This window comes from Nitratifractor sp., assembly GCF_015487065.1.
GTDB lineage: Bacteria > Campylobacterota > Campylobacteria > Campylobacterales > Sulfurovaceae > Nitratifractor.
Genome location: NZ_WFQN01000057.1, coordinates 1 through 12,094 on the forward strand (window position 1 = coordinate 1; position 12,094 = coordinate 12,094).

A 12,094-nucleotide genomic window follows, 5' to 3' on the forward strand; every position below is an offset into this window, starting at 1 on the left:
CAGGCCTACGCCAACGTCATGTTCGGCCCCTGGAAAAAGATCGCCCCCGGTTACGGTCGAATGGTCCTGGGCTACTTCGGCCGGACGCCCATGCCTCCCGATCCGAAGATCGTGGAGCTGGCGTCGGAGCAGCTGCATCTGGAACCCACCACCGAAAACCCCATCGATATCGCCGATCGGGACGAGAAGAAATCCATCGCCTACTGGCGGGCGGTGCTGCAGGCCGAGGGGATCGAAACCAGCGACGAGAACATCTTCATCGCCGCCTCCTGCGACAAAAAAGGGATCGCCTTCCTCAAAGGCGAATCACCGCTGATGGTCCGCAAAGGGGCGCAGGAGACAACCAACAAGGGAGAAACTACTATGGCAGGGAACTACACGGTCATCGTCGACGGGAAAAAGTACAACGTTCAGGTCGCCGAAGGAGAGGGGGAGATCACCGTTCAGAAGGCGGAGAGCAAAGCAACTTCGGGTGGCGAGACCCCCAGTGCTCCGGCCGCACCTGCCGGAGGCAAGGGCGGAATCGAGATCCACGCTCAGACCCCCGGAACCGTCTGGAAGATCCTCAAAAAACCGGGCGACCCTGTGGATGAAGGGGAGGCGATAATGATCCTCGAAGCCATGAAGATGGAGATCGAGGTAGCCGCGCCGATGCAGGGGACCATCGCCTCCATCGAGGTGGATCCCAACGAACAGGTGGAGGAGGGGCGTCTCCTGGCGACGCTGGCCTGACGATGATGTACCGACTCATTCTACCGCTGCTTCTGATGCTGGGGACGACGCTGCTGTGGGGCGGATCGAGCGCTTCGGCCGAGGGGCAGGGGCCTGCCTCCGCCCCGATCACGACGGAACAGAAGGTCGAAGAGCATGTTCCCAAACCTCTGACCGTACTTCTCAAAGATTTTTTCCGTACCACAGGGATCTACGCCCTGGTCCATCCCGAAGAGGGGGTCAAAAACGGCAACGGTGAGGCGATGAGCCGCTTCGCCCAGAGCTGGGGACGGGTGATCATGTTCATTGTGGTCTTTATCCTCTTCTACCTGGCCATCGTCAAGAAGTTCGAGCCTTTGCTCTTGTTGCCCATCGGTTTCGGCGGGCTCCTGGCCAATATCCCCGTGGCCAACATGACGGGGCCGGAGGGCTTCCTGGGGATCATCTACAACATGGGGATCGCCAACGAGTTCTTCCCGCTGCTGATCTTCATGGGGGTAGGGGCGATGACCGACTTCGGCCCGCTGCTCTCCAACCCCAAGACCGCGCTGCTCGGGGCGGCGGCTCAGTTCGGGATCTTCGGTTCCCTGGTGGGGGCGGCGGCGCTCTCCCAATACACGGGATTGGTGGATTTTACCCTGCGTCAGTGTGCCTCCATCAGCATCATCGGCGGGGCAGACGGCCCCACCTCGATCTTCATCGCTTCGGCCCTTTCGCCGGAGCTACTGGGAGCCATCGCCGTAGCCGCCTACTCCTACATGGCGCTGGTCCCGGTGATCCAGCCGCCCATCATGAAGGCTCTGACTACCGAGGAGGAGCGGCGGATCGTCATGCCGAGGCTCCGCAAAGTCGCCAAACGGGAGAAGCTGATCTTCCCGCTGCTTATTGTAATGCTTTCGGCAATGCTTCTGCCCGAATCGACCCCCCTGATCGGCGCTTTCGCTTTTGGAAACTTTGCCAAAGAATCAGGAGTCGTGGACCGGCTCAGCCATGAGATGCAGAACTCCCTGATCAATATCGTGACGATCTTTCTGGGACTCGGGGTCGGCTCCAAGCTCCAGGCCGACAAGTTCCTCGTCCTGGATACCATGGGGATTCTGATCATCGGGCTGGTGGCTTTCGCCGCGGGAACGGCGGCCGGAGTGTTGCTGGCGAAACTGATGAATCTCTTCAGCAAAGAACCCATCAATCCTCTCATCGGTGCCGCCGGTGTTTCGGCGGTACCCATGGCGGCGAGAGTGGCCAATCGGGTGGGCGCCGAAGCCCGCCCCGGAAACGTGCTGCTGATGCATGCCATGGGGCCCAATGTGGCCGGTGTCATCGGCTCGGCGGTGGCGGCAGGCGTTCTGCTGTCGATCTTCAATTAAGATACGGCATAATTACATATCACTTGAAGAGGAGATAACTACCATTATGCAACCCAAAGGTCTGGATCAACTGGGACTCAAAAGTATCGGGAAGGTGATCTACAATCCCGACTACGCACAACTGACCGAAGACGAAAAACGCAAAGGGGAGTGCGCCTTCAGCGACAACGGGACGGCCATGGTCGATACCGGCATCTTCACCGGCCGCAGCCCCAAAGACAAATATTTCGTCGAGCAGCCCCCCTCCAACGAGCACATCGCCTGGGGCAGTGTCAACCAGCCTTTGACCCCCGAAGTCTACGAGGAACTGCGCGAAATCGCCCTGGAGCAGCTCTCGGGCAAAGAAATTTACGTGATCGATGCCTTTGCCGGGGCCAGCCCTTCCAGCCGTAAAGCGATCCGTTTCGTTACCGAGGTCGCCTGGCAGGCCCACTTCATTGAAAATATGTTCATTATGCCCACTGAGGAGGAGCTGGAGAATTTCGAGCCCGATTTCGTCCTCTACAACGCCTGCAAAGCCACCAACTCCAAGTTCAAAGAGCATGGACTCAACTCCGAAGTCTTCGTCGCTTTCAATATCGAGCGCAACGAAGCGGTTATCGGCGGGACCTGGTACGGCGGGGAGATCAAGAAGGGGATCTTCACCATGATGAACTACTGGCTCCCCCTGGAGGGCAAGCTCTCCATGCATTGCTCTGCCAACATCGGTAAAGCGGGGGATGTCTGCCTCTTCTTCGGCCTCTCGGGTACGGGCAAGACCACCCTCTCCACCGATCCCAATCGGGCGCTAATCGGCGATGACGAGCACGGATGGGACGACAACGGCGTTTTCAACTTCGAAGGGGGCTGCTACGCCAAGGTGATCAACTTGAGCGCCGAGAGCGAACCCGAGATCTACAACGCCATCCGCCCCGGCGCTCTGCTGGAGAACGTGGTTGCCGACGATGCAGGTCATGTGGACTACAGCGACGATTCCAAGACCGAAAACACCCGGGTCAGCTATCCCATCGAGCATATCGAAAACCACGAGTGCACCCTGATGGGCGGCCATCCCAAAAATATCATCTTCCTTACCGCCGATGCCTTCGGCGTCCTGCCTCCGGTGAGCAAACTGAACAAAGAGCAGGCGATGTATTACTTCCTCAGCGGCTACACCGCCAAAGTGGCCGGAACCGAGCGGGGGATCACCGAGCCGGTGGCCACCTTCAGTGCCTGCTTCGGCGAAGCCTTCCTGCCCCTGCACCCCACGGTCTATGCCGAGCTTCTCGGTAAAAAGATCGACGAGCACGAGGTCAACGTCTATCTGGTCAATACCGGCTGGACCGGCGGCCCTTACGGTGTGGGCAAGCGGATGAGCATCAAGGATACCCGCGCCTGCATCAACGGCATCCTCAACGGCTCCATCAACGATGCCGAGTTCGAAACCCTGCCGGTCTTCAACCTCCAGATCCCCAAAGCCCTGGAGGGGGTTGCCGACAATACGGTCCTCAACCCCCGCAATACCTGGGAGGACAAGATCGCCTACGACGAGCAGCTCCGCAAGCTGGCGGCCATGTTCATCGAAAACTTCAATCGTTACAACGACCGGGGCGCGGAATTCGACTACTCCTCGGCCGGCCCCAAGCTCTGATTCCTCACTCGGGAATCGGTTCTGCCGATCCTGAGTGAGAAAGCGATAAAACCTCCCCTCTTTTTTCTTCAATTTTTATAGTGGCATCCTTTCCGGTGTATAATTGCAGGACCTGAAAAACTTGCGTCATTTCGTGCTTGACCCGGAATCCAGGGCCTGAATTGTCCGGATAATCTGTGGATTCTGAATCACGTTCAGGATGACGGAGAGAGATTGTTTCGCATTTTCAGGTAAAAAAGCCAAGAGAGTAGAAATGGAAAGTTACCGCTTCATTGTTTACGGCAAAGTGCAGGGGGTCTTCTATCGCAAGTTCGTCGCCCGGAAGCTGCGGGAGCTTGGCCTGCAGGGCTACGTGCGCAATCTCCTCGACGGAACGGTCGAGGTGGTGGTCCGTGCCACGGAGGATGAGCTGCCCAAGGTCGAACGGATCCTCTACGAGGGCTCACCTTTGAGCGAGGTCGAACAGGTGGAGATGGAGCCGCTGGAAGAGGATGATCTGCTCTACGAGGGATTTGAGATACGATATTGATTGAATGAGGAATTGAGTGCTCTGAAAAACAACCGGTTTCACTCGATAGCTCTGGCAGTCGCGAACGCAAGCGCCCGTTTCACGGGTTGAGCGCTCCTTTGTCGCCATCGAGTGAAACCTCTCGTGAACATTTTTCAGAGGGTTCAATTAGGAGTCTCTCAAACTATCGACTAGAGACTAGCGACTATCGACTAGATCCAAAAGGAGTGGGAAAATGGCCAGCGGATGGGGATGTCAGCATCAGACCACCCATGAGGGGATCGCCGACTGGTGTCGGCTGCTCTCACACCCCTGCGATCCGGGGTGCAAAGGGTGTGTGCTCTACGGAGCGGGATTTTTCAGTGTCAGCGATACCCCCTCCAACGAAGCTTTTGAACGTCGGAAGAAGAAAAAGCGGAGTGACAATCCTCTGGGGAGATGAGATCACCTTCCTTGGATTTTCAGTAGTGATATCTGCAGGCGATAACGATGATACTTTCATCATCGACCGTGTAGACGAGTCGATGTTCGCTGGTGATCCGTCTGGACCAGAAGCCGCTCAGTTGATGTCTTAGCGGCTCCGGTTTTCCCAAGCCGTTAAAAGGATCTCTTCGTATATCTTTGATCAGTTGGTTGATTCGTTTGAGGATCTGTCTGTCGTTCTGTTGCCAATAGAGATAGTCGTCCCAGGCATTTTGGCTAAAGATCAGCTTCATCTATCGGATAGATCATCCATCTCTTTTGTCACAACGTTGCCATGACGAAGCTGCTCGATGGACTCGAAGAGATGTTCGGCATTTTTTTGATTTCCCAGCAGGTAGCTTGTCTCCTTGAGAGCGTTGTACTCATCCAGAGGAATCATCACGACATTTTCACGTCCTTTCCGATGGATGATCACCTCTTCATGATTATGAAATACGGCATCGAAAATCGATTTGAAACTGTTTCTCGCTTCTGTCATACTTACGACTTGCATAATATTCCTTGCAATTTTATGTACATTATATCATACATAAAATGACTTGTAAATCTGAGGTTCTATCAAAAGATGGATCTATCTTTGACCTTCTCTCCAAACTTCTCCCGCACCTTGTGGACCTTTGGTGCCACTACCATCCGGCAGTATCCCTGGGTCGGGTTTTTGGCGAAGTAGTTCTGATGGTACTCCTCGGCCGGGTAGAAGTTGCGTAGCGGCTCGATCTTGGTGACGATTTTGCGATCCAGTTGCCGCTGCACTTCCCGAGTGAGCTCTTCGGCGATTTGTCGCTCTTCGTCGGTCTGGTAGAGGATCGTAGAGCGGTATTGGCTGCCGAAATCGGCTCCCTGGCGGTTGAGGGTCGTGGGGTCGTGGAGAGCGTAGAAGATCTCCAGCAGATCCTGGTAGCTGAGTTTGGTATCGTCATAGAAGATCTTGACCACCTCGGCGTGGCCGGTGGTGTCGGTGCAGACCGTTTTGTAGTCGGGATTTTCCACGTGGCCGTTGGCATAGCCGCTGATGACATCCGCCACCCCGTCGATCTGCCGAAAGGCCGCATCGAGGCACCAGAAACATCCCCCGCCCAGTATCGCTTCACGGATCGCCATACTTCCCTCCCTTTTTCACGATGATTGAGAGTATAATAGCGCATCTTTTGGGAAAGGAGAGGGCAATGATCGGTTGGGACTGGCTGACGGCACTGGTGCTTTTCGAGTTCGCCAGCGGCTTCACCCCCGGACCCAACAATATCCTGGCTCTGGCCATCGGCTTCTCCCACGGCTATCGCAAAACACTGCCCCATGTTTTCGGTGTGGCGATCGGTTTTCCGGTGATGCTGCTGCTCATCGGCTTTTTCCTCAAGCCCCTGTTGGACCGGGCACCGCTGCTTTTCGAGGTCCTGCGCTACTTCAGCGTCGTTCTCGTCCTCTGGATCGCCTGGAAGATCGCCACCGCTCCGGTCGAAGAGGAGATCGCCGAGGGGGAGATGCTCAGTCGCCGTCCCATCACCTTCGGCCAGTCCCTGCTGCTGCAGTGGGTCAACCCCAAAGCTTGGGCGGGAGCACTGACCATCGTCACCCTCTATACCGTTCCTCAGGAGTACGCCCGGAGCCTCTGGGCCGCGGCGGCGGTGACGGTGGCGATGACCTTCACGGCGGTCTCGCTTTGGTCCCTTTCGGGCCGCGGTATCAAAAAATTTCTGCACGATCCCCGCAAGATTCGGCTTTTCAATCTGAGTATGGCGATTCTTCTGGTACTCTCGGTACTGATGATGCTCTGGTAGCCTCCGGAGTAGGGGGATTTTCAATCTAATCAATCTCTTATCATTTTTTAATATAATTAACGGAAAATAAACGATTGTAGGGATGGACGGTGGAAGAGGGTATCACAAAGCGATCGATGGCGTGGCTGTTGGCCGGGGTGCTGAGCCTCGGACTCATGGGCTGCGGGGGTGAAAAGAAGTCAGAAAGTGCCGCCGCGGCAAAAGAGGAGCTCCCCCAGGTCAAAGTCAAAGTGCTGAAAAAAGAACCCCGGCAGATCTGGCTGGAGTACAGCAGCAAGGCCGAAGCCTATGAGTCGGCGACAGTGGTCTCCCGGGTCAAAGGGGAGATCCAGGAGCAGACCTTCAAACCGGGACAGAGAGTCCACAAAGGCCAGGTCCTCTTCCATATCGACAAGAGCGACTATCTGGCCGACTACAACAAAGCCCTGGCCCAGTTGGAAAAAGACCGTGCCACGCTTCAGCTGGCCGAGGCCGACGTGCAGCGTTATTTACCCTTGGTGGCCGAACAGTTGGCTCCGCGGCAGAAACTGGAGCAGTTGGAGACCGCCCGCAAAGAGATGGAAGCGACGATACGGGCCGACAAGGTGCTGATGGAGGATGCCAAACTCAAGCTCTCCTACTGCGATGTCAAAGCTCCCATCGACGGAGAGATCGGGCAGGAGTTCGTCAAACCCGGCAATCAGGTCTCCCCCGGAACCAAGCTGGCCTCCATCATCGAGAGCCGGGCGCTGCAGGTTCATCTCTACCCCAGCACCCGGGAGATGGCGGCGATCCAGCACTACAAAGCCAAGCCGATGCCCGATGTGGAGGTCTATCCCCGGGATGAACCGTCGATCCGCGACAAAGGGCAGGTGGAGTATATCGCCAGCCGGGCGGATGAGACCACCGGGACCGTGACGGTTCGGGCCAAAGTGGACAACGCCCGCAAGACGATCCTGCCGGGGAGCTTTGTCACTGTCCGGCTCATCATCGACGACAGGATGCCGGTGGTCTCCATCTCTCCCGATTGGGTCTTTCAGGATCAGCAGGGGGAGTTCCTCTATGTGGTGGATGCCAACAATACCCTGCGCAAAGAGCACTTCGTCTCCCTCTTTTCCAATGCCGAGACGGTGATCCTGCCGGAGAAGCTGGCGGGCAAACGGGCCCTGGTCCAGCCGGCGGGCAGCCTGATGGAGGGCAGCCGGGTCCAGCCGGTGGTCGTCAGCGGGGATGAAAGCGCCGGAGAGTAGGGGATGTTCTCACTCTTTTTCATCGATCGTCCCGTTGTCGCCAAAGTCATCTCGATCATTATCGTCCTGGTGGGACTCATCGCCCTCAAGGTCCTGCCGGTGGCCCAGTTTCCCGAGATCGTGCCCCCCACGATCCAGGTGGTCGCCAGCTACACCGGCGCCTCTGCCGATGTCGTCGAGGAGAGCGTCACCCGCCCCATCGAGGATCAGCTCAACGGGATCCAGGGAGCCCTCTACAACGAATCGATCTCCTCCTCCGACGGCGCTTCGGTCATCACCGTCACCTTCGAACCGGGCTACGACCTGGATACGGCGGCGGTGGATGTGCAAAACCGTGTCGCCCTGGCGATGCCGCGCCTCCCCGAGGCGGTAAAACGCACCGGGGTCAGTACCCTCAAATCCTCCAGCAACATCGTCCAGATCGTCAGCGTCCGCTCCAAAAACCCGAAACACGATCTGCTCTACCTCTCCAACTTCGCCACCCTCAATCTGATGGACGAACTCAAGCGGATCCCCGGAGTCGGTCAGGTCAAAAACCTGGGCGAGCGCAAATATGCCCTGCGGATCTGGATCGATCCCGACAAGCTCAGCTCCCTGGGGCTCACCGTCAACGATGTGGCCGCAGCGCTGCGCAGCCAGAGCGTCCAGACGGCCCTGGGAAAGGTGGGGGATACCTCCCTGACACAGCAGGGGCGCTTCCAGTACACCCTGGTGGCCCAAACCCGCCTCAGTAATCTGGCCGATTTCGGCAAGGTGATCCTGCGGACCCGGCCCGACGGCTCCCAGATCCGGCTGCGGGATGTGGCACGGATCGAGCTGGGATCGGAGAGCTACCTCTGGTCGGCCTATTTCAACAACAAGCCCGCCGCGCTGCTGGCGATCTACCAGCTTCCGGGGGCCAACGCTCTGGATGTGGCCCAGCGGGTGGAGGCCAAGCTGGCGGAGCTGAAAAAGGGCTTTCCCAAAGATATCGTCGTCGAGCCCAGCTATGACACCACCCGTTTCGTCAAGGTCTCCATCGAGGAGGTGGTCCAGACCCTCATCGAGGCGTTGGTGCTGGTGCTGATTGTCGTCTATGTTTTTCTCCAGTCCCTGCGGGCGACCATCATCCCGGCGGTGGCGATTCCGGTCTCGCTCATCGGGACCTTCGCCGCGCTGCTGGCGGTGGGCTTCTCCATCAACACCCTGACCCTCTTCGGCCTGATCCTGGCCATCGGGATCGTCGTGGACGATGCGATCCTCGTGGTGGAAAACGTCGAGGCCAACCTGGAGAAAAATCCCGATCTGACCGTCAAAGAGGCGACTCGACTGGCGATGAAAGAGATCTCGGCGCCGGTCATCTCCACGACCCTGGTCCTGCTGGCGGTCTTCGTGCCGGTCACCTTCATCCCCGGGATCTCGGGAGCCCTCTACAAGCAGTTCGCTGCCACCATCGCCTTCTCGGTGCTGCTCTCGGCTCTGGTGGCCCTGACCCTCTCGCCGGCCATGGCGGCGACGATTCTCAAGCGGCGTCCCGAGGGGAAGAAAGCCGGAGTTTTCAAAGTCTTCGATGCAGGGCTGGAACGACTCAAGGGGGCCTATGACCGACTCCTGCACGTGCTGATCCGACACTGGTATCTGCCGGTGGGGGGCTTTTTGCTCCTGCTGGCGGGGACCTGGATCCTCTTTCGGACCCTGCCCACGGGTTTCCTCCCCGACGAGGACCAGGGGACCCTGGTGGCCTCGGTCAATCTGGAGCCCGGCGTCCGTCTCCACGACACCGAAGCGGTGACCAAAAAGGTGGTCAAGGTGATCCGTCAGACTCCCGGGGTGGAGGCGGCCATCAGTATCAACGGCTTCAACGGAATTATGGGGACACTGGACTCCTCGACCTCGGCGATCTTTGTCGTCCTTAAAGACTGGAAAGAGCGGGAGAAGCCGGAGCTGAGCGTCGCCTCGATCATCGACCGGATTCAGAAAGCGGTCAAGGGCAAGGTCCCCGAAGCGACAGTGCGGATCTTCAGTCCGCCCTCCATCCCCGGGCTCTCGGCCACCGGAGGTTTCGAGTTCAAGCTGGAAAATATGGAAGGGGCTCCGCTGAAGGATTTCGAGAGGAAGGCGCGAAAATTCATCGCCGAACTCAACAAAGACGAGCGGATCGCCAGCGCCTACACGATGTTCAACTCCGAATATCCCCAGCTGCGTATCGACATCGACCGGGACAAGGTGGCCGCCTCCGGGGTGCAGCTGAGCGATCTGCTCTCGGTGCTGGGGAGCTACCTGGGATCGCTCTATGTGGATGATTTCACCAAATTCTCCAAAACCTACCGGATCTTCGTTCAGGTGGATGAGAAGTACCGCAGCCACGCCGGGCGACTGGGACGTTTTTTCGTCCGCAACGCCAAAGGAGATCTGATTCCCCTCTCCAGTTTCGTACGGATCGAACGCACCAGCGGCCCCAGCACCATTACCCACTTCAACGGCTATCAGAGCATCGCCGTCAACGGCATGCACAACGCCGCCAAGGGCTACAGCTCTGCCGACGCCATCGCCGCTATCGGGGAGCACGCGCAGAAGCTGCCTCCGGGCATCGGAGTAGCCTATTCCGGCATCACGCTCCAGGAGAAGGAGGCGGGCAACGCGGCGCTCTACATCTTTGCCCTGTCGATGCTGGCGGTCTTCCTCTTCCTGGCCGCCCAGTACGAGAGCTGGATCATCCCTCTGACGATCATGCTGCCGATTCCGGCGGTGATGGCGGGGGCCCTGGGGGCCAACATGCTGGCGGGCCTGCTCAATGATATCTACACCCAGATCGGGCTGGTGTTGCTGATCGCCATGGCTTCCAAAAACGCGATCCTGGTGGTGGAGTTTGCCAAGGAGCTGCGGGAGAAGGGGACCGAGCTGATCGAAAGCGCCGTAGCGGCGGGCAAACTGCGGATGCGGGCGATCCTGATGACCGCCTTTGCCTTTTTGCTGGGGATCTGGCCCCTGGTGACAGCCACCGGTGCGGGGGCGGCCTCCCGTCGCTCCCTGGGGACGGCGGTCTTCGGGGGGATGGCCCTCTCGACGCTGCTGACCTTTCTGCTGACCCCGGTGCTTTTTGTGCTCTTCGAGCGGCTGCGTGAACGATTCAAAGGAGGGCAAGAGAATGCGTAATCGCGTGATGGTTTTGATGCTGGCGGCGGGAACACTGCTCTCGGCACGGACGTTGACGGTGGACGACCTGGTGAGCATCGCCCTGCGTCACAGCCCCGATGTCGCCCTGGGGCGCTACGGTGTGGAGGCGGCGAAGCAGCAGCACCGCTCCGCCGCCGGTGTGCGCCTGCCCCAGGTGGGGCTCTCGATTCATCTGGACCGGGAGCGCGACCAGTACCGCCACAGCCCCCACACGACTACCGACACCCTGGAGGGGACCCTGAGTGCGACCCAGCTGCTCTATGACTTCGGCAAGAGCGCCGGCACGATCGAATCGGCAGCCGAGAGTGTGGCTTCGAGCCGGGCACTGATGCAGCAGATCGTCTCGGACAAGATCCTGGAGGTTAAAGAGCGCTACTACGACGCTCTCAAAGCCTTGACGCTGATCTGGGTCTATACCAAAAACCTCCATCTCCAGGAGCAGCATCTCTACCGGGCCAAGAAGTATCTCAAAGCGGGGGTCAAGACGGCGGTGGATGTCAGCGATGCCCGACTGCAGCTCAAGACCGCCCGCAAGGATCTGAGTGACGGCCATTTTCTCTACCGGATGAAACGGACCCTCCTCGAGGAGAGCCTGGGGACGATTCCCGAAGGAGGGAACTACCGGCTCTACGGCGTGGCGAAGGATCCGAAAAAGTGGCATCTGCCCAGGCACGAACCGACACTGGGGAGCCTGCTGGCCTTTGCGCAGAAGCACCGTCCGCTTCTGCGGAGCCTGGCTCATGACATTCGCAGTGCCGAGGCGACGGCCAGGAGCAAGGCGCTGCATATGACGCCGACGCTGGAGCTCTACGGCGAGGCGGGAGCCAAAGGGGCGGATGTGGGTACGGGAGCCCGGAGCCACGAAAAGGTAGGGGTGAGGATGAACTGGAATCTCTTCAGCGGCTTCAAGGACAGCGCCGATGCCCAGGTGGCCCGGATCGAGGCGATGAAAGCCCAGGCGACCCGTCAAAAGGCGCGCCTGCAGATCCGCCGGGAGGTGACCCAGGCCTATCTCAATCTCAAACATGTCCGCAAGATGTTTGCACTGAATATGAGTATCGTCCAGCAGGCGAAAAAGAAGTACAACCAGGCCAAAAAGCGCTACAGGAACGATCTGGGGGATTATGTGGAGCTCCAGGACGCCCGCCAGGATTACATCAAGGCCCTGGCCGATCTGGTCAACAGCTACTACGACTACTTCATCGCGAGGGCAGAGCTCAATCACGCGATCGGAA

Annotated in this window: 12 protein-coding genes; 9 read left to right on the forward strand and 3 right to left on the reverse strand. The window is 58.5% G+C overall.

Annotation, left to right across the window (positions count from 1 at the left end; all coding sequences use genetic code 11):
- The 5 genes from F8I07_RS02995 to F8I07_RS03015 all read left to right on the forward strand — a co-directional run.
- A partial coding sequence (locus tag F8I07_RS02995) for a biotin/lipoyl-containing protein (protein ID WP_292655559.1) occupies window positions 1-732 on the forward strand: 732 nt, incomplete at its 5' end.
- Between the two features lie 2 nt (window positions 733-734).
- A complete protein-coding gene (locus F8I07_RS03000; RefSeq protein WP_292655561.1) occupies window positions 735-2,078 on the forward strand; it encodes a sodium ion-translocating decarboxylase subunit beta in 1,344 nt (447 codons plus the stop codon).
- 46 nt (window positions 2,079-2,124) lie between these two features.
- On the forward strand, window positions 2,125-3,708 hold the full coding sequence (gene pckA / locus F8I07_RS03005) for a phosphoenolpyruvate carboxykinase (ATP) (RefSeq protein ID WP_292655563.1): 1,584 nt from the start codon (window positions 2,125-2,127) through the stop codon (window positions 3,706-3,708).
- A 253-nt stretch (window positions 3,709-3,961) separates the two neighbouring features.
- Window positions 3,962-4,237, forward strand: a complete 276-nt coding sequence (locus F8I07_RS03010; RefSeq protein WP_292655565.1) for an acylphosphatase — start codon at window positions 3,962-3,964, stop codon at window positions 4,235-4,237.
- 214 nt (window positions 4,238-4,451) lie between these two features.
- Entirely contained in the window at window positions 4,452-4,658 is a 207-nt protein-coding gene (locus tag F8I07_RS03015; RefSeq protein WP_292655567.1) for a hypothetical protein, read from the forward strand.
- A 19-nt stretch (window positions 4,659-4,677) separates the two neighbouring features.
- Here the strand turns inward: F8I07_RS03015 and F8I07_RS03020 are convergent, their stop codons facing one another.
- The 3 genes from F8I07_RS03020 to msrA all read right to left on the reverse strand — a co-directional run bounded on the left by F8I07_RS03020 (window position 4,678) and on the right by msrA (window position 5,794).
- Window positions 4,678-4,932 carry a Txe/YoeB family addiction module toxin gene (locus F8I07_RS03020; RefSeq protein WP_292655570.1) on the reverse strand — a complete coding sequence of 85 codons (255 nt, stop codon included), beginning with the start codon at window positions 4,930-4,932 and terminating at the stop codon, window positions 4,678-4,680.
- Entirely contained in the window at window positions 4,929-5,192 is a 264-nt protein-coding gene (locus F8I07_RS03025; RefSeq protein ID WP_292655572.1) for a type II toxin-antitoxin system Phd/YefM family antitoxin, read from the reverse strand. Before F8I07_RS03025 ends, F8I07_RS03020 begins: the two co-directional genes overlap by 4 nt.
- 65 nt (window positions 5,193-5,257) lie before the next feature.
- Window positions 5,258-5,794 (reverse strand): peptide-methionine (S)-S-oxide reductase MsrA, encoded by a 537-nt coding sequence (gene msrA / locus F8I07_RS03030; protein WP_367264360.1) that lies wholly within the window; start codon window positions 5,792-5,794, stop codon window positions 5,258-5,260.
- 71 nt (window positions 5,795-5,865) lie between these two features.
- On the opposite strand from msrA, the gene F8I07_RS03035 reads away from it, so the two are divergent.
- From F8I07_RS03035 to F8I07_RS03050, 4 genes are all read left to right on the forward strand, one after another.
- Window positions 5,866-6,474 carry a LysE family translocator gene (locus F8I07_RS03035; protein ID WP_292655576.1) on the forward strand — a complete coding sequence of 203 codons (609 nt, stop codon included), beginning with the start codon at window positions 5,866-5,868 and terminating at the stop codon, window positions 6,472-6,474.
- Window positions 6,475-6,590: 116 nt separating this feature from the next.
- Window positions 6,591-7,703 carry an efflux RND transporter periplasmic adaptor subunit gene (locus F8I07_RS03040; RefSeq protein ID WP_292655579.1) on the forward strand — a complete coding sequence of 371 codons (1,113 nt, stop codon included), beginning with the start codon at window positions 6,591-6,593 and terminating at the stop codon, window positions 7,701-7,703.
- Between the two features lie 3 nt (window positions 7,704-7,706).
- On the forward strand, window positions 7,707-10,838 hold the full coding sequence (locus F8I07_RS03045; RefSeq protein ID WP_292655581.1) for an efflux RND transporter permease subunit: 3,132 nt from the start codon (window positions 7,707-7,709) through the stop codon (window positions 10,836-10,838).
- A partial coding sequence (locus F8I07_RS03050; RefSeq protein ID WP_292655583.1) for a TolC family protein occupies window positions 10,831-12,094 on the forward strand: 1,264 nt, incomplete at its 3' end. The genes F8I07_RS03045 and F8I07_RS03050, both read left to right, overlap by 8 nt.